This is a genomic window from Isoptericola sp. NPDC058082, assembly GCF_042885055.1.
Classification (GTDB): domain Bacteria; phylum Actinomycetota; class Actinomycetes; order Actinomycetales; family Cellulomonadaceae; genus Isoptericola.
In genome coordinates, this window is sequence record NZ_JBHVSQ010000002.1 from 1 (window position 1) to 25,400 (window position 25,400).

28 protein-coding genes are annotated in these 25,400 nt (G+C 75.1%); 15 read left to right on the forward strand and 13 right to left on the reverse strand.

Features of this window, described 5'->3' with window-relative positions; genetic code table 11:
• Nucleotides 1–60: 60 nt before the first annotated feature.
• The gene (locus tag ACFVS0_RS03070) at nucleotides 61–1,056 is read right to left on the reverse strand and encodes an aldo/keto reductase (protein ID WP_430549020.1); all 996 of its coding nucleotides are present in this window, start codon (nucleotides 1,054–1,056) and stop codon (nucleotides 61–63) included.
• Nucleotides 1,057–1,199: 143 nt separating this feature from the next.
• On the opposite strand from ACFVS0_RS03070, the gene ACFVS0_RS03075 reads away from it, so the two are divergent.
• Together ACFVS0_RS03075 and ACFVS0_RS03080 are read left to right on the forward strand one after the other, a co-directional pair.
• Nucleotides 1,200–2,126: an aldose 1-epimerase family protein gene (locus ACFVS0_RS03075; protein ID WP_430586198.1), complete on the forward strand. Its 927-nt coding sequence runs from the start codon at nucleotides 1,200–1,202 to the stop codon at nucleotides 2,124–2,126.
• A 143-nt stretch (nucleotides 2,127–2,269) separates the two neighbouring features.
• Nucleotides 2,270–2,872: a GDSL-type esterase/lipase family protein gene (locus tag ACFVS0_RS03080; protein ID WP_430549018.1), complete on the forward strand. Its 603-nt coding sequence runs from the start codon at nucleotides 2,270–2,272 to the stop codon at nucleotides 2,870–2,872.
• 30 nt (nucleotides 2,873–2,902) lie between these two features.
• Here the strand turns inward: ACFVS0_RS03080 and ACFVS0_RS03085 are convergent, their stop codons facing one another.
• Nucleotides 2,903–3,439, reverse strand: a complete 537-nt coding sequence (locus ACFVS0_RS03085) for a DUF664 domain-containing protein (protein WP_430586197.1) — start codon at nucleotides 3,437–3,439, stop codon at nucleotides 2,903–2,905.
• A 37-nt stretch (nucleotides 3,440–3,476) separates the two neighbouring features.
• A complete protein-coding gene (locus ACFVS0_RS03090) occupies nucleotides 3,477–4,277 on the reverse strand; it encodes a DUF4097 family beta strand repeat-containing protein (protein ID WP_430586196.1) in 801 nt (266 codons plus the stop codon).
• Nucleotides 4,278–4,436: 159 nt separating this feature from the next.
• On the opposite strand from ACFVS0_RS03090, the gene ACFVS0_RS03095 reads away from it, so the two are divergent.
• On the forward strand, nucleotides 4,437–4,511 hold the full coding sequence (locus tag ACFVS0_RS03095) for a 50S ribosomal protein bL37 (RefSeq protein WP_099052597.1): 75 nt from the start codon (nucleotides 4,437–4,439) through the stop codon (nucleotides 4,509–4,511).
• 110 nt (nucleotides 4,512–4,621) lie between these two features.
• Here the strand turns inward: ACFVS0_RS03095 and rsrA are convergent, their stop codons facing one another.
• Together rsrA and ACFVS0_RS03105 are read right to left on the reverse strand one after the other, a co-directional pair.
• Entirely contained in the window at nucleotides 4,622–4,903 is a 282-nt protein-coding gene (gene rsrA / locus ACFVS0_RS03100) for a mycothiol system anti-sigma-R factor (protein ID WP_430549015.1), read from the reverse strand.
• Nucleotides 4,900–5,580, reverse strand: coding sequence for a sigma-70 family RNA polymerase sigma factor (locus tag ACFVS0_RS03105; RefSeq protein WP_430549014.1), 681 nt, complete (start codon nucleotides 5,578–5,580; stop codon nucleotides 4,900–4,902). Before ACFVS0_RS03105 ends, rsrA begins: the two co-directional genes overlap by 4 nt.
• Nucleotides 5,581–5,644: 64 nt before the next feature.
• On the opposite strand from ACFVS0_RS03105, the gene ACFVS0_RS03110 reads away from it, so the two are divergent.
• Complete coding sequence (locus ACFVS0_RS03110) at nucleotides 5,645–5,779, forward strand: hypothetical protein (protein ID WP_430549013.1); 135 nt, start codon at nucleotides 5,645–5,647, stop codon at nucleotides 5,777–5,779.
• A gap of 63 nt (nucleotides 5,780–5,842) precedes the next feature.
• Here ACFVS0_RS03110 and ACFVS0_RS03115 read toward each other — a convergent pair whose 3' ends face one another.
• Nucleotides 5,843–6,808 carry a helix-turn-helix domain-containing protein gene (locus ACFVS0_RS03115; RefSeq protein WP_430549012.1) on the reverse strand — a complete coding sequence of 322 codons (966 nt, stop codon included), beginning with the start codon at nucleotides 6,806–6,808 and terminating at the stop codon, nucleotides 5,843–5,845.
• Between the two features lie 94 nt (nucleotides 6,809–6,902).
• Between ACFVS0_RS03115 and ACFVS0_RS03120 the strand changes: the two genes are divergently transcribed.
• From ACFVS0_RS03120 to hisN, 8 genes are all read left to right on the forward strand, one after another.
• The gene (locus ACFVS0_RS03120; RefSeq protein ID WP_430549011.1) at nucleotides 6,903–7,046 is read left to right on the forward strand and encodes a hypothetical protein; all 144 of its coding nucleotides are present in this window, start codon (nucleotides 6,903–6,905) and stop codon (nucleotides 7,044–7,046) included.
• Nucleotides 7,047–7,111: 65 nt separating this feature from the next.
• The gene (locus ACFVS0_RS03125) at nucleotides 7,112–7,645 is read left to right on the forward strand and encodes a DoxX family membrane protein (RefSeq protein ID WP_430549010.1); all 534 of its coding nucleotides are present in this window, start codon (nucleotides 7,112–7,114) and stop codon (nucleotides 7,643–7,645) included.
• Between the two features lie 73 nt (nucleotides 7,646–7,718).
• A complete protein-coding gene (aroA, locus tag ACFVS0_RS03130; RefSeq protein ID WP_430587138.1) occupies nucleotides 7,719–9,101 on the forward strand; it encodes a 3-phosphoshikimate 1-carboxyvinyltransferase in 1,383 nt (460 codons plus the stop codon).
• Nucleotides 9,101–10,138 (forward strand): ribosome small subunit-dependent GTPase A, encoded by a 1,038-nt coding sequence (rsgA, locus tag ACFVS0_RS03135; RefSeq protein ID WP_430549008.1) that lies wholly within the window; start codon nucleotides 9,101–9,103, stop codon nucleotides 10,136–10,138. Before aroA ends, rsgA begins: the two co-directional genes overlap by 1 nt.
• 72 nt (nucleotides 10,139–10,210) lie before the next feature.
• Nucleotides 10,211–10,708 (forward strand): MarR family winged helix-turn-helix transcriptional regulator, encoded by a 498-nt coding sequence (locus tag ACFVS0_RS03140; protein WP_430549007.1) that lies wholly within the window; start codon nucleotides 10,211–10,213, stop codon nucleotides 10,706–10,708.
• Nucleotides 10,705–12,210, forward strand: a complete 1,506-nt coding sequence (locus ACFVS0_RS03145) for an MFS transporter (RefSeq protein WP_430587139.1) — start codon at nucleotides 10,705–10,707, stop codon at nucleotides 12,208–12,210. Before ACFVS0_RS03140 ends, ACFVS0_RS03145 begins: the two co-directional genes overlap by 4 nt.
• Nucleotides 12,210–12,782, forward strand: a complete 573-nt coding sequence (locus ACFVS0_RS03150; protein WP_430563944.1) for a hydrolase — start codon at nucleotides 12,210–12,212, stop codon at nucleotides 12,780–12,782. Before ACFVS0_RS03145 ends, ACFVS0_RS03150 begins: the two co-directional genes overlap by 1 nt.
• A gap of 64 nt (nucleotides 12,783–12,846) precedes the next feature.
• Nucleotides 12,847–13,668, forward strand: coding sequence for a histidinol-phosphatase (hisN, locus tag ACFVS0_RS03155; RefSeq protein WP_430563945.1), 822 nt, complete (start codon nucleotides 12,847–12,849; stop codon nucleotides 13,666–13,668).
• Nucleotides 13,669–13,693: 25 nt separating this feature from the next.
• Here hisN and ACFVS0_RS03160 read toward each other — a convergent pair whose 3' ends face one another.
• Genes ACFVS0_RS03160 through ACFVS0_RS03170 form a run of 3 tightly spaced genes read right to left on the reverse strand, consistent with a single transcriptional unit; the run spans nucleotide 13,694 to nucleotide 16,269 of the window.
• Nucleotides 13,694–14,227: a DUF6912 family protein gene (locus ACFVS0_RS03160; protein ID WP_430549003.1), complete on the reverse strand. Its 534-nt coding sequence runs from the start codon at nucleotides 14,225–14,227 to the stop codon at nucleotides 13,694–13,696.
• Between the two features lie 33 nt (nucleotides 14,228–14,260).
• The gene (locus ACFVS0_RS03165) at nucleotides 14,261–15,613 is read right to left on the reverse strand and encodes a CpaE family protein (protein ID WP_430587140.1); all 1,353 of its coding nucleotides are present in this window, start codon (nucleotides 15,611–15,613) and stop codon (nucleotides 14,261–14,263) included.
• The gene (locus ACFVS0_RS03170) at nucleotides 15,613–16,269 is read right to left on the reverse strand and encodes a hypothetical protein (RefSeq protein ID WP_430587141.1); all 657 of its coding nucleotides are present in this window, start codon (nucleotides 16,267–16,269) and stop codon (nucleotides 15,613–15,615) included. Before ACFVS0_RS03170 ends, ACFVS0_RS03165 begins: the two co-directional genes overlap by 1 nt.
• Nucleotides 16,270–16,411: 142 nt before the next feature.
• Here ACFVS0_RS03170 and ACFVS0_RS03175 point away from each other — a divergent pair, with 142 nt between their 5' ends.
• Nucleotides 16,412–16,621 carry a helix-turn-helix domain-containing protein gene (locus tag ACFVS0_RS03175; RefSeq protein WP_430549000.1) on the forward strand — a complete coding sequence of 70 codons (210 nt, stop codon included), beginning with the start codon at nucleotides 16,412–16,414 and terminating at the stop codon, nucleotides 16,619–16,621.
• Nucleotides 16,622–16,648: 27 nt separating this feature from the next.
• Here the strand turns inward: ACFVS0_RS03175 and ACFVS0_RS03180 are convergent, their stop codons facing one another.
• Nucleotides 16,649–17,197 (reverse strand): hypothetical protein, encoded by a 549-nt coding sequence (locus ACFVS0_RS03180; RefSeq protein ID WP_430587142.1) that lies wholly within the window; start codon nucleotides 17,195–17,197, stop codon nucleotides 16,649–16,651.
• A 158-nt stretch (nucleotides 17,198–17,355) separates the two neighbouring features.
• Here ACFVS0_RS03180 and ACFVS0_RS03185 point away from each other — a divergent pair, with 158 nt between their 5' ends.
• Together ACFVS0_RS03185 and ACFVS0_RS03190 are read left to right on the forward strand one after the other, a co-directional pair.
• Nucleotides 17,356–18,207: a hypothetical protein gene (locus ACFVS0_RS03185; RefSeq protein ID WP_430587143.1), complete on the forward strand. Its 852-nt coding sequence runs from the start codon at nucleotides 17,356–17,358 to the stop codon at nucleotides 18,205–18,207.
• A 45-nt stretch (nucleotides 18,208–18,252) separates the two neighbouring features.
• Entirely contained in the window at nucleotides 18,253–18,945 is a 693-nt protein-coding gene (locus ACFVS0_RS03190) for an Rv3235 family protein (protein WP_430587144.1), read from the forward strand.
• 86 nt (nucleotides 18,946–19,031) lie between these two features.
• On the opposite strand, the gene secA is transcribed toward ACFVS0_RS03190, so the two are convergent.
• The 3 genes from secA to ACFVS0_RS03205 all read right to left on the reverse strand — a co-directional run bounded on the left by secA (nucleotide 19,032) and on the right by ACFVS0_RS03205 (nucleotide 25,150).
• Nucleotides 19,032–21,974 (reverse strand): preprotein translocase subunit SecA, encoded by a 2,943-nt coding sequence (gene secA / locus ACFVS0_RS03195; RefSeq protein ID WP_430548996.1) that lies wholly within the window; start codon nucleotides 21,972–21,974, stop codon nucleotides 19,032–19,034.
• Between the two features lie 233 nt (nucleotides 21,975–22,207).
• The gene (locus ACFVS0_RS03200) at nucleotides 22,208–23,812 is read right to left on the reverse strand and encodes a cation:proton antiporter (RefSeq protein ID WP_430586185.1); all 1,605 of its coding nucleotides are present in this window, start codon (nucleotides 23,810–23,812) and stop codon (nucleotides 22,208–22,210) included.
• Between the two features lie 87 nt (nucleotides 23,813–23,899).
• Nucleotides 23,900–25,150 carry a winged helix-turn-helix domain-containing protein gene (locus tag ACFVS0_RS03205; protein ID WP_430587145.1) on the reverse strand — a complete coding sequence of 417 codons (1,251 nt, stop codon included), beginning with the start codon at nucleotides 25,148–25,150 and terminating at the stop codon, nucleotides 23,900–23,902.
• Nucleotides 25,151–25,400: the final 250 nt, after the last annotated feature.

The window sequence follows — 25,400 nt, forward strand, 5'->3', positions numbered from 1 at the left end:
GCCGCATCTGATGCGGCCCGCCCTTCGGACTACCTCGGCGAGATCAGTGCTCCCTCGGCCTCACCACTTGTCGTGCACGTGCTCCTTGATCGACTCGTCGTAGATCTCGCGCACGCCGGACGTGAAGAGCGGGCCGAGCACGCCGGCGTCGCCGGCCGCGGCGTTGAGCCGCGCCTGCTCGGCGCTGCGCGCGCCCGGGATGACCGTGGAGACGCCGGGCTGCTGCCACACCCAGGCGATGGCCGCCTGCGCGGGCGTGAGGTCCTGGCTCAGGGCGGACCCGGCGAGCTCCGTGAAACGGGCGGCCGCGTCGACGCCGACGTCGAACGGCACGCCGGAGAACGTCTCGCCGACGTCGAAGGCCTTGCCCTCGCGGTTGAACGTGCGGTGGTCGTCCTCCGAGAACGTGGTCTCGTGGGTGTACCGACCCGACAGGAGGCCCGAGGCGAGCGGCACCCGCGCGATGATGCCCACGCCCGCCGCGGAGGCCGCGGGCAGCACCTGCTCCAGCGGCTTGAGCCGGAACGCGTTGAGGATGATCTGCACGGTGGCGACACCGGGGCGCGCGATGGCGGTGAGCGCCTCGTCGACGGTCTCCACGGAGACGCCGTAGGCCGCCGTCACGCCCTCGGCGACGAGGGTGTCCAGCGCGTCGTACACCTCGTCGTCGGAGTAGACGGAGGTCGGCGGGCAGTGCAGCTGCACGAGGTCGAGGGTCTCCACGCCGAGGTTCCGACGCGACCGGTCGGTCCACTCGCGGAAGTTCGACAGGACGTAGTTCTCCGGCACCTGGTCCATCCGGCGCCCCATCTTCGTGGCCACCGTGATCCCGTCGTCGCGGTGGTCGGCGAGGAAGGCGCCCAGCGCCTGCTCGCTGCGGCCGTCGCCGTAGACGTCGGCGGTGTCGAAGAACGTCACGCCGGACTCGAACGCGGCATCCAGCACCGACCGGGCCTGGTCGTCGTCGACCGTCCCCCAGTCCGCCCCCAGCTGCCAGGTTCCCAGGCCGACGACCGACACCATGCGACCGGTGCGGCCGAGCACCTGTTTCTCCATCGTTCCCCCGTTCGGTGGCGCCCCGGGCCCCCCGGACCCTCGGCGCGGACCCCTCGCGCGCGCGAGGAGACGTCTCGTCAGATATCTGGCTCCCCTACGCTACGACGCCCGCACCGATCCGGCGTGCCGACTACGGTGTGAGCGTGAACACCGCTGACTCCCCCGCCGTCCCCGCCCCGTCGGGCCGGCAGTTCCGCATCTCCTCCGGCGAGCACCGGGCCACCGTCACCGAGGTCGGGGCGATGGTGCGCGAGTACACCGTCGCCGGCCGCGACGTGTTCGTGCCGTTCGCCGAGGACGAGGCGGCCCCCGTCTTCAACGCCGCGGTCCTCGCCCCGTGGCCGAACCGCCTGCGCGACGGCGCCTACACGACCGACGGCATCCTGCACCAGGTGGCCGTGAGCGAACCCGACCGCGGGACGGCGCTGCACGGCCTGGTGTGCTGGTACCGCTGGACGCCCGTCGAGGTGGCCGACGACGCGGTGACGCTCGAGCTCGCCCTTCCCGCACAGAAGGGCTGGCCGTTCCAGCTCGTGCTCCGCACCCGGTACGCCGTGTCCGACGCCGGCCTGGAGGTCGTGGTCAGCGCGCGCAACGTCGGCACCGGGACCGCGCCGTACGGCGTCGGCTTCCACCCGTGGCTGTCCACCGGCGGCGCCACGCTGGACGACTGCACGGTCAGCCTGGACGCCACGACGCACGTCACCGTCGACGACCGGCTGCTGCCCACGGGCACCGAGCCCGTCGCCGGCCGGTACGACCTGCGCACCACGCGGTCGCTCGCCGGCCTGGACCTCGACGACGCGTGGACGGGTGCCACCCGCGACGACGCCGGGCTGTCGTGGGCGCGGCTCGGCCGCCCCGACGGGAGCACCGCCGCGATCTGGATGGACGGGTCCATGGACTGCTGGCAGGTCTGCTCGGCCGACCACATCACCGGCTACGAGCGGTTCGGCCTCGCCGCCGAGCCGATGAGCTGCGTCGCCGACGCGTTCAACACCGGCGAGCACCTCGTCCACCTCGCCCCGGGCGACGAGCACGTCGTGCGCTGGGGTGCCACGCTGCTCTGACCCGTCGGGGCCGCAGGTACGCCTCCCCCGCTGTGGTCCTGACTACTCGGGGAGCCGCGCGGCGTGGGATCCTGCGACGCGGCCGGGCGGGCGGCGACAATGGCCGCGCAACTGCGAGACAGGACTTGGACGGTGAGGGCTCAGTGACCCAGACCGAGGTGCGCATCTGCGTCGTGGGCGACGAGCTCAGCGTGGGCGTCGGGGACGCCCGCGCCCTGGGGTGGACGGGGCGCGTCATGGCCCGGACCCGCTTCGGGCGGCCGGCGATGGCGTTCACCCTCGCCGTGCCCGGGGAGACCAGCTCGGCGCTCGGCGCCCGCTGGCAGGCGGAGACGGAGTCGCGCTTCGGCCCGGAGGACACGTGCGAGAACCGCCTCGTCGTGGCCCTCGGCCGGCACGACGTCGACTCGTCGCTGTCGGTGGCGCGGTCGCGGCTCAACCTCGCGAACATCCTCGACGTGGCCGAGACGAGCCGGATCCCGGCGTTCGTCGTCGGGCCGCCGCCGGGGCGGCCGGAGGACGGCGGACGCATCGCGGACCTCTCGGCCGCGTTCTCCGACGTCGCCAACCGGCGCCGCGTGCCGTACGTCGACACGTACACGCCGCTGGCGCAGCACGAGCAGTGGCTGGCGGACCTCGCGACCAACGGCTCGACCTACCCGGGGCAGGCGGGCTACGGCCTCATGGCGTGGCTCGTGCTGCACACCGGCTGGCACGCGTGGCTGGGGCTGCCCGCCGACGAGTGAGACGTGCCGGCGAGCGACCGCCGGCGACCGTCAGACGCCTGCCCGCTCGGCCAGGCCGCGCACGTACGCGGCCTGGCCGACGTGCTGCAGGTCGTCGCCGACGACGCTGACGAGCCGCACCGCGAGCGTGACGGGCGGGTCCCAGCGGGTGTCGACCACGCGCTCCAGGTCCTCGGCCGTCACGGTCCCCAGGTACGCCGTCGTGGCGGCGTGCACGTCGTCGAGGTAGCCCCGCAGCAGCGCGGCGTCGGCGCGCACGGCCGCGACCTGCTCGGGGGTGTGGCCGTAACCCGTGTCCGTGACGTCGAACGGCAGCGCGAGCTTCGCGGCCCAGCCGCCCGCCGTCCACCGCTGCTCGGTGCCGGCGACGTCCGCGACGTGGTCGTCCTGCACCCGCGTCAGGTGCCACACGAGCCACGCGACGGTGTTCGCCTCCGGGTCGGGGCGGTACGTCAGCTGTTCCGCCGTGGCCCCGCGGAGCACGCGGTGCACCGTCCCGGCGATCCGCCCGAAGGCGTCGGTCAGCAGGGCGACGTGGGGTGCGGACGGTTCCGACGGTGCGGTCATCGTGCTCCTCCTCCTCGGCGCCCCGGGCGGGCGCCGGTCAGCGGCGGTCGACGGTGACGTGCGCGGACGTCACCGTCGCGGACAGGTAGGCGGCGCTGCGGCCGTCGGCGGGCTGCTCGCCGTGGTCGACGACCAGGGTCGCGCCGGCGCTCGGCAGCACCGAGCCGTCGAGCACGACCTGGCCGGACGCCCCGCGCACCTTGAGGTTCACCGGGCTGCCGGCCGGGAGCCGCAGGTCGATCGCGCCCGAGACCGTCTTGGCCGTGATCAGCGGGCTCGCCTGGGTGGCGGTGACCGTCGCGGCCCCGGACACGGTGTTCAGGGAGACCCGCGCGAGCGCACCGGCAAGGGCGATCGACCCGGCCGCGCTGCTCGCCGTCACGTCCCCGGTGTGCTCCTCGGCCGACAGCGCGCCCGAGACGGTCTTGAGCGACATCGGGCCGGTGGTCCCGGTCGTGCGCACGGCGCCGGTCACGGTCTTCACCGCGACCTTGCGGCCCCCGGTCACCTCGACGTCCGCACCGAGGGTGCCGACGTCGACCGCCCCGTCCGCCGGGACCACGACGCGCACGACGGCACGCTCGCTCTGGCGCGGGTTGCGCAGCTTCGCCCACACGGAGTCGAGCACCGAGCTCTCGTAGCCCACGCGCAGCCGGTCCCCGTCGCGCACGACCTGGACCGGCTTGGCGCCCACCTCGAGCAGCTCGATCCGGACCCCCGTCGAGGCCGGGTCGGCGACGACGTCGGCGCGCCCGTCCTGCAGGCGCAGCGTCACCCCCGTGACCTGCTCGACGTCGATGGTCTGCGGGGCGGCGACCGCCCACGACTCCGTGCTCATGAGGCTCCCTGTGATGCTCGGGCTGCGTGCTGGGGACGGGTACCACCCTGGCAGAGCCCGAGGCCGTGCGGATCGGGGATGCCCCGGATTCCGACCCCGGGCCTCGGGTGTGGGACCATGGGACCCGACCCCTCGTCCATCTTTCGTGAGGAGACCACCATGAGCAAGCGCGGTCGCAAGCGTCGTAGCCGCAAGGGCAACGCCGCCAACCACGGCAAGCGTCCCAACGCCTGACGCGCCGAGGTAGTACGACATTCGCCGAGGTAGCTCCGGTGGACGCGTGGCCCGTGGCCACGGCTCCTGCCGGAACTACCTCGGCGAATGTCGTACTACCGGCGTGAGGCCTACTCGGCGGTGGACATCACCGTCAGCTGGGCGTGGATGCGCACGCGGAGGGTCTCCGGGGCGCGCTCCGCGCACGAGCGACGGACGAGCTGCTTGACGAGCTCCTCGACGCTCAGCTCGGCGAGGCACGGCGAGCAGTGCGCGACGTGCGCGCGCATCCGCTGCTCGTCCTCGGGCGTCATCTCCGAGTCGAGGTACTCGTTCAGGTGCACGAGCGCGTGCTCGCACTCGTTCTCCCCTTCGGCCCGGTCGTGCGGGATGGGGGTGACGGGGTCGGTCATGACGCTCCTCCACGAGCCGGGACCAGGCCACGCTGAGCGGCGTAGTCGGCGAGCAGCTCACGCAGCTGCCGGCGTCCGCGGTGCAGCCGGGACATCACCGTCCCGATCGGCGTACCCATGATCTCGGCGATCTCCTTGTAGGGGAAGCCCTCGACGTCGGCGTAGTAGACGACCATGCGCCGGTCCTCGGGCAGCTCCTGCAGCGCGCGCTTCACGTCGGAGTCCGGGAGCCGGTCGAGCGCCTCGGCCTCGGCCGACCGCAGCCCCTGCGACGTGTGCGACGCGGCGCGGGCGATCTGCCAGTCCTCGACGTCCTCCGCCTGGGACTGCTGCGGCTCGCGCTGCTTCTTGCGATAGCTGTTGATGAACGTGTTCGTGAGGATGCGGTACAGCCAGGCCTTGAGGTTCGTGCCGGGCTTGTACTGGTGGAAGGCGGCGAACGCCTTCGCGAACGTCTCCTGCACCAGGTCCTCGGCGTCCGCGGGGTTGCGCGTCATGCGCAGGGCGGCGGAGTAGAGCTGGTCCAGGTACTGCAGGGCGTCACGCTCGAAGCGCTCGGCCCGGGCCGCGCTGCTCTCGCCCTCGGGGGCACGCTCCGTGTCCTCGGGGATCTCCTCGCCGTCCGGGGTGCTCCCGTGCGGCGCGTCGCCGCTCGCCGGGCCAAGGTCCTGGGTCATCACCGACGAGCCTAGTCCAGCCACTGGGCGGGGTCCTCCGATCCACGGGGTGTGCAGGTCTGTCGTGGGGCCGACCACCGCGTCGTCCGCGTTCGCCGTCAGGGCGTCGGCCGGGACGGCGAACAGCCGCACGGACGCGCGTCCGGCTGCGGGGACGGCGGTCGCCGTCGTCGAGGTACGGGTGCTCACGTCGGTGTGAACCGCGGAAGGGGGCTCCGCATTCCCAGGCGGACGCCCGTCGGCGCCCCGGTCGGGAGCCGCGTCAGGACGCCAGCGGTGCGGCGAACCGGCGGCGGTAGGAGACCGGGCTGGTGCCGAGCTGGCGGGCGAAGTGGTGCCGCAGCACGGGCGCGCTGCCGAAGCCGACCAGTCGCGCGATCTCGTCGACGGGCGCCTCGGTCGACTCGAGCAGCTCCTGCGCCCGGGCGACCCGCTGCCGCGCGAGCCAGGCGGCCGGCGTCGTGCCCGTCTCCTGCCGGAAGCGGCGCGCGAAGGTGCGCTCGGACAGCGCGGCCCGGCGAGCCAGCCGGGGCACGGTGTGCTCCTCGGCGAGGTGCTCCCGCATCCAGGCGAGCAGGCCGGCGAGCGACTCGCCGTCGCGCGGGAGCGGGTCCACGACGAACTGCGCCTGGCCGCCCTCGCGCTGCGGCGGCACCACCATGCGCCGCGCGACCGCGCGGGCGGCGTCCGCGCCGACCTCGGTCCGCACGAGGTGCAGCGCGGCGTCGATCCCCGCCGCGGTGCCGGCGCTGGTGAGCACGCGCCCGTCCTCGACGTACAGCGCGCCGGGGTCGACGTCGGCCGTCGGGACCTCGGCCGCGAGCCGCTCCGTGTACATCCAGTGCGTGGTGCACCGCCGCCCGTCGAGCAGCCCCGCCCGCGCGAGCGCGAACGCGCCGGAGCAGATGGCGAACAGCCAGGCGCCGCGGTCGTGGGCGGCCCGGAGCGCGTCGAGGTAGGCCTGCGGGAGGACCTCCTCGCCGTCGTCGTCGATGCCGTAGGCGACGGCGACGACGAGATCGGCGTCGTCGAGCGCCTCAAGGCCGTGCTCCACGACGACGGGGAAGCCGCCCTTGGTCATCACGGGTCCGGGCACGGGTGCGCAGAGCGTGAAGTCGAACGACGGGCCGCCCGTGTCGCGACGGTCGATGCCGAACACCTCGTACGCGACCCCGAGCTCGAACGGCGCGACGCCGGGGACGACGACGGCGGCGACCTTGCGGATCATGTCGCCCATGCTGCCACGTCGATGGCTGGATGTCGACGCATGCTGGCACTTCTGCCACTCGTGGCAGGACCGCAACGCGCGAAGGATTACTGCCATGACCGCACTGATCCTCGTCCTCGCCGCCCTGCTCCTGGCCGCCTACGCCGCCCGCCTCGTCCGGACGGTCCGCCGAGACGGCCTCGGCACCCGCCGCCCCCCGCGCTCCCACCACGACTGGTGGGAGGACGCGCCCGCCTGACGCACGGCCGCGCCGCGCCCGCCGGTCGCCGCGCAAGCGCGGGTCTGCTCTGCCACAGTGGGCCCATGCTGCTGCGCCGTATCGCCCGACCCCTCCTGGCCGCCCCGTTCGTCTACGACGGGATCCAGGCCGTGCTGCACCCGGCCGAGCACGTGGACGCCGCCCGCGAGGGCTCCCGGCTCGTCACGGACGCGGTCGGCGCCGAGCCGCTCGGCGACCGCCAGCTCGGGTTCCTGGTACGGGCGCACGGCGCCGTGACCGCCGCGGCCGGCGTCCTGCTCGCCGTCGGCCGCACGCCTCGCACCGCCGCGCTCGCGCTGGCCGCGCTCACCGCGCCGCTCGCCGTCGCCCACCAGCCGTTCACCAGCAAGGGCGCCGAGCGCAGCCTGCGCACCGCGGCCTTCGTCAAGGACCTCGGCAAGGTCGGCGCCGCCGTCATCGCGGGCGTGGACCTCGAGGGCCGGCCGGGCGTGACCTACCGCGTGCAGCAGGCGCGCGAGCACGCCACCCGCCTCGCGGAGGCGAAGGCCGAGGCCGTCAAGGCCACGACGAAGGCCGAGGCCCAGAAGCTGCGCGCCAAGGTCGCCGAGGCGGTCTGACCTTCCGGCGGCAGGCGCGGCGGGCCGCGAGACGCGCCGCTCCGGAGACGTCCCGTGAACTAGCCTCGGAGCCATGACCTCCGCCGTCCCGCCGCACGCCGCCCCGCCCGCCGCCCCCGACCCGGGGGCCGACGGCTGGGCGGCACCGGTCGCGACAGGCCCGCTGGACGCGACGGTCGAGGTGCCGGGCAGCAAGTCGCTGACGAACCGCCTGCTCGTGCTGGCCGCGCTCGCCGACGGCGCGGGCACCCTGCGCGGGGCGCTGCGCTCGCGCGACGCCGACCTCATGATCGGCGCGCTGCGCGCCCTGGGCGCCGGCATCGACGAGGGCGAGGACCCGAGCACCCTGCACGTCACCCCGGGCCCGCTGCGCGGCGACGTGGACGTCGACACCGGGCTGGCGGGCACGGTGATGCGGTTCCTCCCCCCGGTCGCGGCGCTGGCCGACGGCCCGGTCCGCTTCGACGGCGACCCCGAGGCACGGGTGCGGCCGATGCTGCCGGTGCTCGCGGCGCTGGGCAGCCTGGGCGTGCGTGTCACCTCCCCCGACGGCGGGACGCCGACCCACCTGCCGTTCACCGTGCACGGCACGGGCCGGGTGGCGGGCGGCGCCGTCGACGTCGACGCGTCGGCGTCGTCCCAGTTCGTCTCGGCCCTGCTCCTCGCCGGCGCCCGCTTCGAGCGCGGCCTCACGCTGCGGCACATCGGCACCACCCTCCCGAGCCTCCCGCACATCGCGATGACCGTGGCCACCCTGCGCGACGTCGGCGTGGAGGTGGACGACTCGCGCGACGGCATCTGGCAGGTCACCCCCGGCCCGGTCGCCGCGCGCGACGTGCGGGTCGAGCCGGACCTGTCCAACGCGGCGCCGTTCCTGGCCGCCGCGGTCGTGGGCGGCGGCAGCGTCCGCGTGCCGGGCTGGCCCACGGAGACCACCCAGCCGGGCGCGCTGCTCCCGGACCTGTTCGCCCGGCTCGGGGCGCAGGCCCGCCTCGACGGCGACGTCCTGACCGTCACCGGCACGGGCGAGGTCCGCGGAGCCGACCTGGACCTGCACGCCGCGGGCGAGCTCGCCCCGACCTTCGCCGTCCTCGCCGCGCTCGCCGACTCCCCCAGCCGCCTGCGCGGCATCGCGCACCTGCGCGGTCACGAGACCGACCGCCTGGCGGCTCTCGCGACCGAGATCACCCGGCTCGGCGGGCAGGCCGAGGAGACGCGCGACGGGCTGGTCATCACGCCGCGGCCGCTGCACGGCGGCCTGTTCCGCACCTACGCCGACCACCGCATGGCGACGTCGGCCGCCGTCCTGGGCCTGCGGGTGCCGGGCGTGCGGGTGGAGAACGTCGGCACCACGGCCAAGACCCTGCCCGGCTTCGACGGGATGTGGGAGCGGATGCTGGGGGTCGGCGCCGCCACCGGGCCCGTCACCCGGCCCGTCACCGAGGGCGAGGCCTGATGGCCCGCCGCGCCGTCGACGAGCACGCGCAGTACGCGCGGCCCTCGAAGCGCGGCTCACGGCCCCGCACCAAGCAGCGCCCCGAGCACGCCGACGCCGAGGTCGGGATGGTGACCGGCGTCGACCGCGGCCGGTACACCCTCGTGGTCGACGACGGCACCGCCGACGAGCGCACCGTCCTCGCGATGAAGGCGCGCGAGCTCACGCGCACCCGTGTCGTCGTGGGCGACCGCGTGGACGTCGTCGGCGACACGTCGGGCGACGAGGGCACGCTCGCCCGGATCGTGCGGATCCAGGACCGGTCGTCGGTGCTGCGGCGCACGGCCGACGACACCGACCCCTACGAGCGGATCGTGGTGGCGAACGCCGACCAGCTGGTCGTGGTCACCGCGCTCGCCCAGCCCGAGCCGCGCACCGGCATGATCGACCGCTGCGTCGTCGCCGCGTACGACGCCGGCATGGACGTGCTGCTGTGCCTCACCAAGGCCGACCTCGCGGACCCCGCCCCCCTGCGGGACCTGTACACCCCCATCGGCGTCGACGTCGTCGTCACGCATCGGGACGACCCCGCGAGCGTCGAAGCGGTCCGCGAGCGCCTGGCCGGGCGGACGTCGGTACTCGTGGGACACTCCGGCGTCGGCAAGTCGACGCTCATCAACGCGCTGGTGCCCGACGCCGACCGCGCCACCGGCGTCGTCAACGACGTCACCGGCCGGGGCCGCCACACGTCCACGTCGGCGGTCGCGCTGCGGCTGCCGGTCGGGCACGACGGCGACCACGACGGCTGGGTGGTCGACACCCCGGGCGTCCGGTCGTTCGGGCTCGCGCACGTCGAGACGGACCACCTGCTGCAGGCGTTCGAGGACCTCGCCGAGGTCGCCGAGGAGTGCCCGCGCGGCTGCACCCACCTCGCGGACGCCCCCGACTGCGCGCTCGACGACTGGCTCGCCGCGTCGTCCGACGACGAGCGCCCGGCGCGCGAAGCCCGCGTCGCGTCGTTCCGGCGCCTGCTGACCGCGCGCCACTCCGCCGACTGATGCATCGCCTGGTTCCCACGATTCGTCAGGCACAACTTGTCAGTCTGGACTGACGAGTCCTACCGTGGAGCGGTGCCCTCCTCCCCCGATCCCGTGACGCCCGTCGCCGGCGCCGCCGCGGCCGCGCGCGAGCTGCGCTCGCTCGTCGGGCGGCTGCGCCGCCGTTTCCTCGAGCTGAGCGACAACCGGGAGCTCACGCCGTCGCAGACGTCGCTGCTCTCCCGCCTCGCCAAGCACGGACCGGCGTCGCCCGGCGCGCTCGCCGCGGCCGAGCGGGTCCGGCCCCAGTCCCTCGGTGCCACCCTCGGCGTCGTCGCCGAGCGCGGCCTCGTGCGCCGGGACCCCGACCCCGACGACGGCCGCCGCCAGGTGATCTCCCTCAGCGACGACGGCCGCGCGTTCGTCGAGGGCCGGCGCGAGGCGGGGCAGGAGTGGCTGACGCGCGCCCTGGGCGAGCGCCTCACCGCCGAGGAGCTGGCCACCGTGACCGAGGCCCTCGCGATCCTCGACCGGACGCTGCTCGACCCTGCGCAGGCCGACGAGCAGGCCGACGAGGCCGACCGGCCGTGAGCCTGCTCCACCGTCACCCCGCCGCCCGCCGGGACGCCCCGCTCGCCGGCGTCCCGACCGGCTACGACCGGCGCCTCACCCCGGCGCTGGCGCTCGGCTCGCTGCTCAACCCGATCAACTCCTCGATGATCGCGGTGGCGCTGGTGCCCATCGGGCTCGCGTTCGGCGCCCCCGCCGCGCAGACGGTCTGGCTCGTCACCGCGCTCTACCTCGTCACGGCGGTGGGCCAGCCCGTCGTCGGGCGGGTGGTCGACCTCGTCGGCCCCCGGCGCCCGTACCTGGTCGGAGCCGCGCTCGTCGGCGTCGCCGGGCTGCTCGGCGCGCTGGCCCCCTCGCTCGGCATGCTCGTGCTGGCCCGCGCGCTGCTCGGCATCGGCACCTGCGCCGCCTACCCGGCGGCGATGTGGCTCGTGCGGCGCGCCACCGACCGCTCCGGCGAGGACCGCGGCGTCGCGGCGGTGCTCACGATCCTCGCCGTCACGAACCAGGTGACGATGATCGTCGGCCCGACGCTCGGCGGGCTGCTCGTCGGCGTCGGGGGCTGGCGGGCGATCTTCCTGGTCAACGTGCCGCTCGCGGTCGCGTGCCTCGTGCTGGGCGGCCTGCGGCTGCCGCGCACGACCGCCACCGACCGCACCCCCGACGACATGCGGGACGGCACGCCGGACGACCTCCCGCGCCTCGCCGCGCGCCTCGACGTCCTCGGCGTGCTGCTCTTCGCGGCCGCGCTCACCAGCCTGATGCTCGTCCTCGTCGGGGCCACCCCCTGGTGGGTGCTCGCCGCCACCGTCGTGACGGGCGCCTGGTTCGCGCGGCACGAGCTGCGCGCCCGCCGTCCGTTCATCGACCTGCGGCTGCTCGCCGGGAACCGGCCGCTGCTGCTCACGTACGCCCGCGCCCTGCTCACCGCCACCGCGACGTACGCGTTCATGTTCGGCTACGTGCAGTGGCTCGAGCAGGGCCGCGGCCTGAGCGAGGCCGCCGCGGGGCTGCTGATGCTGCCGACGTCGGTCGTCGCGGTCGCGGTCGCGTCGGCGACCGGGCGCCGTGCCCCCGTGCGCACGGCCCTGCTCGTCGGGTCGGTGTCGCTGCTGCTCGGCGGCGCGATCCTCGCCGTCGTGCGGCCCGAGAGCCCGACGTGGCTGCTCGTCCTCGCCGGCGTCGGCATCGGCGGCATGCAGGGCCTGGCCGGGCTCGCGCACCAGAAGGCGCTCGCCCGTCAGGCCGACGCCGCGACCGTCGGCGCCGCGTCCGGGCTGCTGCGCACGTTCATGTACCTCGGCGCGCTGGTGTCCACGGCGGCCATCGCCGCCCTCTACGCCGACGGCCCCACGACGGCGGGCCTGCACGACCTCGCCCTCGCGATGGCGACCTGCGCCGTCGCGGTCGCCGCCCTGACGCTCGTCGACCGCTCCCTGCGCCGTCGCCCCGCGACCGCCCGCACCGTGCCCGCACCTGTTCCCGCACCCGTACCCGTACCCGTACCCGGAGAGAACCGCTGATGACCTTCACCTCCCTCGACCCCCGCACCGCGCTCGTCGTCGTCGACCTGCAGGCCGGCATCCTGGCCGCGCCGACCGCACCGCACGCCGCCGACGCCGTCCTCGCCCGCAGCGTCGAGCTCGCCGACGCCTTCCGCGCCCGCGACCTGCCCGTCGTCCTCGTGCGCGTCACCGCCGCCCCCGACGGCGCGGACGCCGTGCCCGGCCGCACCGACGCCCCGCGCGGCGGAGCGCGGCCCGACGGCTGGGACGTCCTCGCCCCCGAGCTGCACACCGCGGCGTCCGACGTCGTCGTGACCAAGCGGAACTGGGGCGCCTTCTACGGCACCGACCTCGACCTGCAGCTGCGCCGCCGCGGCGTGACGCAGGTCGTGCTGACCGGCATCGCGACGAGCATCGGCGTCGAGTCCACGGCCCGCGCCGCCCACGAGCACGGGTACCACGTCTCCCTCGTCACCGACGCGATGGCCGACCGAGCGGCCGAGGACCACGAGCACAGCGTCGGGCGGCTCTTCCCCCGGCTCGGCGAGTGCGGCACGACCGCCGAGCTGCTCGCCCTGCTGGGCGGCTGACCTCTCTGTCCCGCCCCCGCGCGCCGGGGCCCGGGGGCCGCGGCGTACCGCTACCGTGTGAGGCGTGTCGTACACCCAGCCGTCTCCCAGCCCGACCAGCGGGCCCGCGCGCACGTACGAGGACGACCTGCGCCTGGCCCACGTGATCGCCGACCAGGTGGACGCGATCACGATGTCCCGCTTCAAGGCCGTGGACCTGCACGTCGAGAAGAAGCCCGACGACACGCCGGTCTCGGACGCCGATCGCTCCGCCGAGGAGTTCATCCGCGCCCAGCTCCACCGGGCGCGCACGCGGGACGCGATCGTGGGCGAGGAGTACGGCTCGGCCGGCAGCGGCGCTCGGCGCTGGATCATCGACCCGATCGACGGCACCAAGAACTTCGTGCGGGGCGTCCCCGTGTGGGCCACCCTCATCGCGCTGGCCGACGGCGAGGAGGTCGTGATGGGCCTCGTCTCGGCGCCGGCGATCGGCCGCCGCTGGTGGGCGGCGAAGGGCTCGGGCGCCTGGACCGGGAAGTCGCTCGCGTCGGCGTCGCGGATGTCGGTGTCCGGCGTGAGCACGCTCGCCGACGCCTCGTTCTCCTACTCGTCCCTGTCCGGGTGGGAGGAGCACGGCAAGCTCAACGGCTTCCTCGACCTCACCCGCCAGGTGTGGCGCACCCGCGGCTACGGCGACTTCTGGTCGTACATGCTCGTCGCCGAGGGCGCCGCCGACATCGCCGCCGAGCCCGAGCTCGAGGTCTACGACATGGCCGCCCTCGTGCCCATCGTCACCGAGGCCGGCGGCCGCTTCACCGCGCTCGACGGCGCCCCGGGGCCGTGGCACGGCAACGCGCTGGCCACCAACGGCAGGCTCCACGACGAGACGCTCGTCTACCTCGGCTGACCCGTTCCGTCGTCGCCGAGAGCATTCAGGCGCGCGGGATCTGAGGGATCTCGGTCGGGTCGTACCAGAGCAGGTCGCGGTCGGTGACGCGCTGGAGCGCCGCGTCCAGCGCCTCCTCGGACGTCGCGCCCGCGCCGCCCGTGCGCTCGGCGTCGTGCTCCTCGTCGGCGGCGGCGAGCACCGCGCGCACGTCCTCGGCCGCCTCAGGCTCGTCGACGTGGACCGCGACGACGACCACGCCGGTCAGGGCGGCGACGTCGACGGCGCTGGGCTCGTCGGCACCGTCGGCCACCGTGACCTCGGCGTCCGGGACGTCCAGCGAGACGACGACACGGAGCGGCACGGCGGCGCGGCGGGCGGCCACGAGGGCCAGCGAGTCGTCCGCCGCGGCGAGGAAGGCCTCGTACTCCCGGCTCTCGTCGTCCTCGTCGGGCAGCTCACCGGCGAGGGCGGGCGTCACCGCGTGCGCGCGGCGGGCGGGGACGTCCCACCGCGCCCCGGCAGCCGCGACCGCGGCGCCCTCGAGCTCGTCCAGGGTGGCGGGAACGTAGATGCGCATGCGCACAGTCTGCCGCGAGCGGCAGCCCGGTGCTCACACCTCCGCGGCGACGGTCGCCCGCACCCGCTGGGCCAGCCCCTCGAACGCCACGGTCACCGACGAGCCGGGAGCCTCCTCCGCGAGCGTGCGACCCGCCAGCAGCGCGGCGTCCAGGCCGGCGGGGTCGTCCGGGACCAGGTGCACGTCGTCCACCCCGGCGTAGCGCGCCAGCGCGTCCCGCACCGCCGCCTCCGGGCGCGAGCCGGCCGCCGACGCGCGCACGCGGTTCGCGACGACCACGCGCTCCCCCGAGACGGGCACGGGCACGTCGCGCAGGTCCTCGAGCCCGCGCACGAGGCGCTGGACGCCCACCGGGTCGGCGGCGCCGACCACCACGACGACGTCCGCCGCCTGAAGCGCCGCGAGCGTCGCGCCGTTGCGCTGCGGCGCGTGGGTGTCGTACATCAGCAGCTCGTCGGCCTCCAGGAGCGGCCCGCAGTCGACGACGGTCCAGTCGGCGAGCGCGCGCGCCCGCTCGAGGACCACTTCGACGGCGCTGGCCGGCAGCTCGGGCCACCGGGCGGCGCGGGTGATCCCGGTCAGCACCCGGAGCCGGCCGCCGACGACCGGGCTGTGCCGGGCCAGCGTCGGCAGGTCGAGCGACCCGTGCGCCGCGGCGCGGGCGACCGCCGCGAGCCCCGGGGCGTCGTCGAGCAGGCCCAGCCTGGCCGCCACCGACGCGCCGTACGTGTCGGCGTCCACGACCAGCGCGTGCTCGGTGCCCGCCGATGCCGCCTCGCGCCGGGCACGACCGTGGCGCCGGCGCCCGCCGGACAGGCCGCCGAGCACGGCCGCGAGCTCGATCGCCGTCGTCGTCCGTCCCGGCGCGCCGACGGGGCCCCAGACCACGACGACGCGCCCGCGGCGGGGCGCGGCGTCGTCCGCGACGGCGTCCTCGAGCCCGCGCACCTCCTCCGCGGCGAGCGGGCCGTCGACGTCCGCCGCGCGGCCCAGCACCAGGAGGTCGGGCGCGCCGGGCGCCGACGCGGCGGCGGGCACCGGCGCCGCGTCCCGGACCGCGGCGAGCAGGAGCGCCTCGTCGTACCGCTCGACGACGGCGTCCACGCCCAGCGCGTGCAGCCTGGGCGCCGGCGCGACGTCGTCACCGAGCGCGACCACGCGGACGCCCGCGGCGTGCAGCCGGCCGACCGCCTCCCGGTCCAGGCCGGGCAGGTCGCCGGAGACCAGCGCGACGGCGCCCGCGCCCGCCGCGGCCGCCGCGAGGAGCTCGGCCACGTCGCCGCACCGACGGGTGACGGTGACCCCCGAGCCCGGGCCGCCCAGGGCGAGGACGACGTCGGTCTCCGCCGCGCCGCGCACCGCGCACAGGACGGTGACGCCCGCCATCAGACGCCGGCCCCGGCCTGCGGCACCACGGTCACGCTGCCAGGGACCGCCAGCGCACGGAGGACGACGGGCAGGTCGTCCGAGGGCACGAGCACGTGCAGGGTGGCGCCGTCCGCGACGACGAGCCCGGCCCCCGCCTCGTCGACCTGCTCGACGACGACGCCCTCGACGAGCGGCGCCGGCTCCTCGGCCGCCGCGTCGGCACCGGCGGGCGCCTCGGGCGTCGACCAGAGGTCGACGGCGGACCCCGCCTTCACGCGGGACGACATGGCCTGGTCGACGGGCACGGAGACGGAGCGCACGTCGACGTCCGCGGCGTCGCCGAGGGCCGACCGGGCGACGAGCTCGCCGTCGTCGACCACCCGCAACGCGACGACCTGCTCCGGCAGCTCCTCGTCGGCACGCAGGTACAGCTCGGTCCCCGCGTCGATCCGGACGTCGACCGTGCGCAGCCGCGCCACGTCGACGGTCTCGCCCGGCGTCAGGGTGCCGTCGGCCGCGTAGACGGGCACCGTGCGGCCCGCGGAGGAGACCGCCCACGAGCCGAGGGCCACGGACGCGGCGACGATCACGACGCCGACGACCAGCCGGGGGTCGCGCCAGGTGGGGCGGCGCAGACGCGCAGCCACGGGTGCCGGCAAGGGGTCGGTGCTCACGGACGTCCTCCGGGGTCGACTGGACGCGGCCTCGGCGCAGCGTCGCGCCGGAACCTATCATCAGGCACCCCTCGCATGCTTTCGGCAACCACTGTGGACAACCGCCGTCATCACGCCTGACCGCTGTGCCAGAATTGCCCGTATGGCCAACCGGTTCCTCTCCCTCGCGGACGTGCAGGAGATGCTCAGCATCTCCAGCACCCAGGCCTACTCGCTCGTGCGCTCGGGCGAGCTGCCCGCCATCCAGGTGGGCCCCAAGAAGGTGTGGCGGGTCGAGGCGAGCAAGCTCGAGGAGTACATCGAGCACCAGTACGCCCGCACGCGCGAGCGGATCGCGTCGGGCGACCTCTGACGCCCCCGCCGGGCTCCCCCGGCGGCCTCAGGCCTCGCTGACGCGCAGCAGGGCCCCGAACGGCACCGTCCGCACGACCGGCCGCGCCCGCTCCGTCTCCTCGACGTCGAGGTGGTCGGCGCCCACGCGCCCGATCCGCCCGGTGACCGACCCGCCCGCCGTGCGGACCAGCACCCGGGCACGGTCGCGCTGCAACCCCCGGAGCACGTGACCCAGACCGAGGCCGTCGGTCCGCGCCCGCGACGGCGTCGCGAGCCGGCCCAGGCCGACGACCGAGGCGAGCGCGGCCAGCGGCACCAGGTGCTGCACCCGGCCGCGGGCGCCGCTCCCGTCGAGGAGCAGCCACGCGTGCGCGACGCGGGCGAGCCGCCCCTCGACGCCCTCGCCGTCGAGGAGCTCGAGCCGCAGCACGGAGCCCGTCGCGGCACGCAGCCGGTCGGCCAGCGGGATCGAGGCCTGCTCGGCCCGGGTGAGCTCGGCGACCGTGCCCTCCCGCTCGGCCGCCTGCTCGGCGTCGAAGCGCGCCTCGAGGTCCGCGAAGAGCAGCTCCCACCTGGCCGAACCCGCGGATGTCATGAGGCTCCTCTCGTCGGGATCGATGCCCACAGGATGCCCGGGTAGACAGACCCGGCACCAGTCCGCTTCAATATCCACCACCAGAACACATCAACCGCTATCAACTGACATCATCGGGAACGATCCGAGACGATAGCGGAGGGACGAAGGAGACCTCGATGTCCGGCAGCACCCCTCACGACCGGATCTCACGACCAGGTGGGCTCGGCCGGCTCGCCGTCCTCACGGCCACGGCCGCGGCCGTGGGCGGAGCCCTGGTGCTGCGCACGGCCGCCGTCGTCCCGCGGACGTCCACCGCCGCCGCCGGCCTCACCGTCGACCGCTGGGTCGAGCTCGCCGTCCTCGCCGCCGGGCTGCTCGCCGCCGCCTGGCTCGCCCTGAGCGGCGCGGTCGCCCTGGCCTGCGTCGCCGCGTCTCTGCTGGGCCGCCGCTGGCGTGCCGGCGAGGCCGCCGTCGAGCGGCTCGCACCCGCGGCCGTCCGCCGCCTCGTCCGGACCGCCGTCGGCGTCGGCGTCGGCGCAGGGCTCACGCTCGCCCCGACCGCGGCCCTCGCCGCCGACGTCCAGCCCACCGGCCCGACCCCCGAGGCCTCGTCGGTCGCCCTCGACCTCGGCTGGCGGTCCACCGCCGCGGAGGGCGAGGCACCGGCCGACGCACCGACCGACGAGGCCGTCGAACGCCCGGCGGAGATGCCGGCGCCGGCGGCGGCTCCTGAGGAGGACGTGCTCGTCGAAGAGGTCGCTGCCGCCCGGGTCGCGCACCATGCCGCCCAGGATGCCGCCCAGGATGCCGACGACGACGCGAACGACGACGCGGACGACGACGAGCCGGTCCGCGTGGTGCTCCGCGGCGACACCCTGTGGGGCATCGCGACCGAGGCGCTGGGCGGCTCCCCCACCGACGCGGAGATCCTCCGCGAGGTGACGCGGTGGCACACCGAGAACCGCGACGTCATCGGCGCCGACCCCGACCACCTCCTGCCCGGCCAGATCCTGCACGCCCCGGCCTGACGACCCGACGTCCCACGACTCCCGCACCACCCACCGGAGGGCACCATGACCGCGACGACGACCGCGCCGACCACGCCGGCGACGAAGGCTTCCCCGGAGCAGGGCACCTCCGCCCCCGGCACGGCGCCCGAGGGCACGACGGCGACGCCCGGCACCGGACCGGGCACCGAGGCGGACCGGCACGATGTCGCCGCAGCGCAGGACGACGGCGCCCCCACCCGGCGGGCGCTGCGGGTGTCGGCCCCGCCGCGACCGGCCGGCCCGGCGGGCTATCCCGAGGCGAGCACCCGGCCGGCGCCGCGGACGCGGCGGGTGCGGGTCGGCGCCCCGGGCGTGCGGCGCGACCCTGACGACGACCAGGACCTCACGGCGAGGCCGCTGCGGGAGGCCGCGCCCGCGCCGCTGCCCGACCCGACGGCGCAGTGCTGCACGGTCGTGCGCGCCGCGGTCGAGGTCCTGCGCGGGGAGCGGCCGGCGGCGCAGCTCGCCCGTTGGGTCACGCCGCAGGTGCGCGACCAGCTGGCCGAGCGCGCCCGGATCGGCCTGGCCCACGCCCCGCTGCGGGACGCGGCGCACCACCGGCCCGTCCAGGTGCGCCGCGTCCGGCTGGTCCGCCTGGGTGACGACGTGGCCGAGGCGACCGTCGTCCTGGACGACGACGGGCGGGTGCGTGCCGCGGCCGTCCGGCTGGAGGCGCGCCGAGGCGCCTGGCGCGTCGCCGTCCTCGAGATCGGCTGACCGGCGCGGACGGGAGAACGCCGGAGCCCCGGACCGCGGGTGCGGGTCGGGGCTCCGGCGTCGTGGCGTCGCTCAGGGAGTCGTCGTCACTCCTCGTTGACGCCGTGGCAGACCTTGTACTTCTTCCCGGAGCCGCAGGGGCACTGGGCGTTGCGCGGCGTGCCGGGGAAGGTCCGGCCGTCGCTGGTGGCCGCCGTGGCCTCCCCGTGCAGCTCGCGGCGCGAGCGGCGCGTGGGAGCGCCCGTCGTCGTGGTCGAGCCGTCCTCGCTCGGCGACGAGTAGGACAGGCGCTGCGGCGCCGGGGCGTCGAGCCCCTTGGCCAGGAGCACGGGCTCCTCCGCCGCCGCGGGAGCAGGCTCCGCCGCGGCCGGCTCGGGCTCGGCCGGGGCCGCGGGCTCGGCGACCGGGGCGGCCTCGGCGGCCGGCGCCGTCCCGCCCGCCACGACCTGGCCCGCGTCGGACTGCGCCGCCGCCGCAGCGCTGGCCGCGGAGATCACCGGGGCGCCGGGAGCACCCTGGGCGCCGGGCTGCTGCACCTGCACGTCGAGGTTGAACAGGAACCCGACCGACTCCTCCTTGATGGACTCCGTCATCGCCTGGAACAGCTGGAAGCCCTCGCGCTGGTACTCGATCAAGGGGTCGCGCTGCGCCATCGCGCGCAGGCCGATGCCCTCCTTGAGGTAGTCCATCTCGTAGAGGTGCTCGCGCCACTTGCGGTCGAGCACCGAGAGCACGACGCGGCGCTCGAGCTGGCGCATCGCGGGCCCGCCGAGGGACTCCTCGCGCGCCTCGTACGCCACGCGGGCGTCCGAGAGCAGCTCCTCGAGGATCAGCTCGTGCGTCAGCCGGCCGACGCCGCCCGCCTCCTCGACGACGTCCTCCGGCGTGATCGACACCGGGTACACCGACTTGAGCGCGGTCCACAGCGCGTCCAGGTCCCAGGCCTCGGGGTTGCCCTCGGCGGTCGCGCCGTCCACGTACGCGGTGACGACGTCCGTGAGGAAGTGCTGCACCTGGTCCTCGAGGTCCTCGCCCTCGAGCACCCGCTTGCGCTCCGCGTAGATGACCGAGCGCTGCCGCGACAGGACGTCGTCGTACTTGAGGACGTTCTTGCGGATCTCGAAGTTGCGGGCCTCGACCTGCGACTGCGCGCTCTGGATGCCGCGCGTGACCATCTTCGACTCGAGCGGCATGTCGTCGGGGAAGCCGGCGCGGTCCATCATCGAGGACGCGAGCCCCGAGTTGAACAGGCGCATGAGGTCGTCCTGCATGGACAGGTAGAACCGCGACTCGCCCGGGTCGCCCTGACGGCCGGAACGACCGCGCAGCTGGTTGTCGATGCGGCGCGACTCGTGCCGCTCCGTGCCGAGCACGTAGAGCCCACCGAGCTCGGTGACCTCCTCGTGCTCCGAGGCCACCGCCTGCTTGGCCTTCTCGAGCACGTCCGGCCAGGCCGCCTCGTAGGCCTCCGGGTCCTCCCCGGCGTCGAGACCGCGCTGGGCCATCTCGGAGACGGCGAGGAACTCGGCGTTGCCGCCGAGCATGATGTCGGTGCCGCGGCCGGCCATGTTGGTGGCGACGGTGACGGCGCCCTTGCGACCGGCCTGCGCGACGACGGACGCCTCGCGCTCGTGCTCCTTGGCGTTCAGGACGCTGTGCGGCACGCCCGCCCGCTTGAGCAGGCCCGACAGCAGCTCGGACTTCTCGACGCTCGTGGTGCCGACCAGCACCGGCTGGCCCTTCGCGTGGCGCTCGACGATGTCCTCGACGACGGCGTTGAACTTGCCGTCCTCGTTCTTGTAGACGAGGTCCGCCTGGTCCATGCGGATCATGGGCCGGTTCGTGGGGATCGGCACGACGCCCAGCTTGTAGGTGCCCTGGAACTCGGCGGCCTCGGTCTCGGCCGTACCGGTCATGCCGGACAGCTTGTCGTAGAGGCGGAAGTAGTTCTGCAGCGTGATCGTGGCGAGGGTCTGGTTCTCCGCCTTGATCTGCACGCCCTCCTTGGCCTCGATGGCCTGGTGCATGCCCTCGTTGTAGCGGCGCCCGGCGAGGATGCGGCCGGTGTGCTCGTCGACGATCATGACCTCGCCGTTGAGCACGACGTAGTCCTTGTCGCGCTTGAACAGCTCCTTCGCCTTGATGGCGTTGTTGAGGAAGCCGATCAGCGGGGTGTTCAGCGACTCGTAGAGGTTGTCGATGCCGAGGTAGTCCTCGATCTTCTCGATGCCGGGCTCGAGCACGCCGACGGTCTTCTTCTTCTCGTCGACCTCGTAGTCCTTCTCGACCTCGAGGCGGCGCACGACCTTCGCGAACTCGGTGTACCAGCGGTTCGCGTCCCCGGAGGCGGGGCCGGAGATGATGAGCGGCGTGCGGGCCTCGTCGATGAGGATCGAGTCCACCTCGTCGACGATGGCGAAGTGGTGGCCGCGCTGCACCAGGTCGTCGGGCGACCAGGCCATGTTGTCGCGGAGGTAGTCGAAGCCGAACTCGTTGTTGGTGCCGTAGGTGATGTCGGCCGCGTACTGCCTGCGGCGCTCCTCCGGCGTCTGACCCGAGACGATGACGCCCGTCGTCATGCCGAGGAAGCGGTAGACGCGGCCCATGAGGTCGCCCTGGTACTTCGCGAGGAAGTCGTTGGTCGTGACGACGTGCACGCCCTTGCCCTCGAGGGCGTTGAGGTAGGCGGCGGTCGTGGCGACGAGCGTCTTGCCCTCACCGGTCTTCATCTCGGCGATGTTGCCGAGGTGCAGGGCGGCGCCGCCCATGAGCTGCACGTCGAAGTGCCGCTGGCCGAGGGTGCGGCGCGCGGCCTCGCGCACCGCGGCGAACGCCTCGGGGAGCAGCTCGTCGAGCGTGGTGCCGTGCTCGAGGCGCTCCTTGAAGCGGTCCGTCTCCTCGTGCAGCTCGGCGTCGCTCAGCTCCTCGAAGCTGGGCTCGAGCCGGTTGACCTGCTGGGCCAGGCTGTTGAGCTTCTTGACAATCCGGCCCTCGCCAAGACGGAGGACCTTCTCGAGGATCGCAGGCACGCAGTACTCCAGGGTCGGTGGCGCCCCGGGGATGGCCGGGACCGTGCGGCGCGACGACGGGCGACGAGGGGCGGTCGGGATCGCACGCCCGCGCCGTCGCCTGGGTCACACCCGTGCCATCCTAGGCCGATCGCCTGGGAGTCCGGCACGGGTTCGCGACGGACGAAACCGCTCCGGCGCCGTGAGCGGGCGTTTGGCCCCGACTCGCCGCGTGCACGGGGCCAGGAGCCCGGTCACAGCGTCTCGTGGTCGCGGCCCTGGCCGGGGGCGAGATCGGCGGCGGCACGGTCGGCGAGCTCGGCGCCCGCCGCGCCGTACAGGTGGAAGACGGCGTCCGCGCCGTGCCGGCGCAGCTCGGCGGCGTCCTCGTCGTAGCGGGCGATCGCCGCCACCCGGCCGGCGAAGCCCACCGCGCGCAGCCGGGCCAGGGCGATGAGGTTCGCCTTGTGGAACGGCATCGCGAGCACGGCGAGACGCACCTGACCGGCCCGCTTGACCCGGGCCCAGAACTCGGAGTCGGTGGCGTCCGCGGGGACGACGGCGATCCCTTCGTCGCGGAGCGCCGCGACCCGCGTGCGGTCGTGCTCGACCCCCATGACCGACAGGCCGTGCACGTCGCGCAGCCGCCGGTACGTGGCGGAGCCCACCCGCCCCAGGCCGAGGACGACGGCGTCGGCCCGGCCGATGTCGACGGGCCGGTCGTCGGGGTGCAGCTTGTCGACGTCCCGGCGCGGCAGGAGCCCGGTGAGCCGGGCGGCGAGCTCCACCCCGCGCCGGTTGACGATCGCCGAGACGACGAAGCTCGCCGCGACCGCCAGGGACACGATCACCGTCCACTCCTCGTCGAGAAGGCCCGCCGTCGCGCCGAACGCGACGACGATGATGCCGAACTCCGAGAAGTTGCCGAGGGCGAGCCCGGCGAGGAACGAGGTGCGGCGACGCAGCCGCATCAGCCACAGCAGCACGGCGTAGCCGGCCGCCTGGAGGGGCAGGAGCAGGAGCAGGAGGCCGGCGAGCGCCAGGTCGACCGGGGCGGGCATCCCGTGCAGCCCGATCTGCAGGAAGAACGCGACGAGAGCGAGGTCCTTGACCGTGAGCAGGGAGCGGGAGAGCTCGGTGGCCCGCGGGTGCCCGGCGAGCAGCGCACCCATGACGAGCGCTCCCAGGTCGCCCGACAGCCCGACCGCATCGAACAGCCAGAAGCCGGGCACGAGGGCGACGAACGCGCCGAACAGCGCCTGCAGCTCGCCGTGCCCGGCCCGGTCCCAGACCCGGCGCAGCACCCAGGCGCCGGGGATCAGGCCGACGACGGCGAGCGCCCACGGGCTGGGCGGCTCCCCCGTCGAGACGGCGAGGAACGCCACCGCGACGACGTCCTGGACCACGAGCACGCCGACGGCGATGCGCCCGTACAGCGCCGTCGTGTCGGAACGGTCCTCGAGCACCTTGACGACGAAGACCGTCGAGGAGAACGACAGCGCCAGCCCGACGAGCGCCAGGGAGCCGAGCGACTCGTCGGCGAGCAGCCGGATCCCGACGACGGCGAGCAGGCCGAGGAACCCGACCGCGACGGCGACGCTCAGCACCAGGTGCGCCACGGTCGTGAGCCAGATCTCCGGGCGCAGCAGCGAGCGGACGTCGAGCTTCAGCCCGATCGCGAACAGCAGGAGCGCCACGCCCAGCTCGGCGACGGTCTCCAGGCCGGGCAGCTCCGGGGCTCCGGCCGCCCCGAGCGCGAACCCGGCGGCGAGGAAGCCGACCAGCGGCGGCAGCCGCAGGAGCGTCGCCGCCAGACCGCCCACCAGCGCCGCGGCGAGGTACAGCACGGCCGTGGCCATCTGCGCTCCTGACCTTCTCCGGTCCCGACCGACGCGGGTTCCCCGACGTCGTGGCGCCGATCCTACGAGCGCAGGGTGCCCGGCGCCCTATGCCGCGCGCACGGCCCCGGCCAGCGCGGGTGCGAGCTCGCCCACCGGCGCGACCGCCGTCGTCCCGAGCCCGAGCCAGCCCGCGAGCACGGCCAGCTCGGCGCCCAGCGCTGCCGCGGTGTCGGGGCCGGCGTGAGCGGTGGGGTGCACCGCCTGGACGCGCAGGACGCCCGCCTGCCGGTCGGCCTTGAGGTCGACGAACGCCGTGATCGCGTCGCCCTCGAGGAACGGCAGCACGTAGTACCCGAGCACCCGCTGCGGAGCGGGCACGTAGATCTCGATCCGGTAGAACACGTCGAAGAGCGCCTCGAGCCGCCGCCGCTCCCACACGAGCGGGTCGAACGGGCTGAGCAGGGTGCGCGCCTGTGCCCGGCGAGGCACGCGCGCGTCCCGGTGCCGGTAGGTGGGCTCGTCCCAGCCGCGCACCTCGACCGGCACGAGGACGCCGTCCTCGACCAGCTCGTCCCGGGCCCGGCGCACGGCCGGGCCGCGCAGGCGGAAGTAGTCGGCGAAGCAGCGGACCGTGCCCACGCCGTGAGCCCGCGCGCCGAGCTCCAGCAGCCGCCGCACCGCCTCGTCCGCGGGCACCGGTCCCGCCGCGCGGACCGCGGGCGGCAGCACGCGCTCCGGCAGGTCGTAGCAGCGTTCGAACGCGGTGTTGCGTCGCGCGGCCATCACCTCGCCGGTGAAGAACAGGAACTCGAGGCACCGCTTGGCCATCGTCCAGTTCCAGCCCCACTCCTCGCGGGAGCGCGGGCCCGACCGCCCGGTGGCAACCAGCTCGTCGTGGATCTCGCGGGCTGTCACCGGCCCCCGCTCGGCGACCAGCTGCCGCACCAGGTCCATCTCGGCGGCGTGGGCCAGCGGCGCCCCGGCGATGGTCCCCCAGGCCTCGTCGAGATAGTTGCGCCGCCGCCACTCGAGCAGCGGGTACGTCGTGGCCGGCACGAACGAGGCCACGTGCGCCCACGTCTCCACGATCCTGCGCGGCGCCCGCCCCGCCGCCCGGTCCAGCAGCCCGACGTCGTACGGCCCGAGCCGCGAGTACAGCGGCATCAGGTGCGCCCGCGCCAGCACGTTCACGGAGTCGATCTGCAGCAGGTTCAGCTGCTCCACGGTCGCCATCGCCCGGCGCATCGTCACGCCGCCGGCGCCGGACGCAGGGCCGGCCAGGTCCGGTCGGGCGCGGTGCAGCCCCTGGGCGCCGAGGGCGACACGGCGGGCCTGCGCGAGCGAGAGGGAGTCCACCCGGCCATCCTGCCGACCCCCACCGACAGCGGGCGACCCGAGCGCTCGACCCGCCGCCCCGGTGATTCCCCCGGGCGCCACCGTCGTCCCGACGAGCGCGCCCCGCGACGACCGCGAGCGAGCAGAAAGGGCGGGTAGGGCTTCTTCGCGGGGACGCACCCCCCCCACAGAAGAGGGAGAACCGGCGCCCCCGCGGAAAGATCCCCACCACGAAGCCCCCCCCCCCCCGCCCCCAACACCAGAGGTCGGA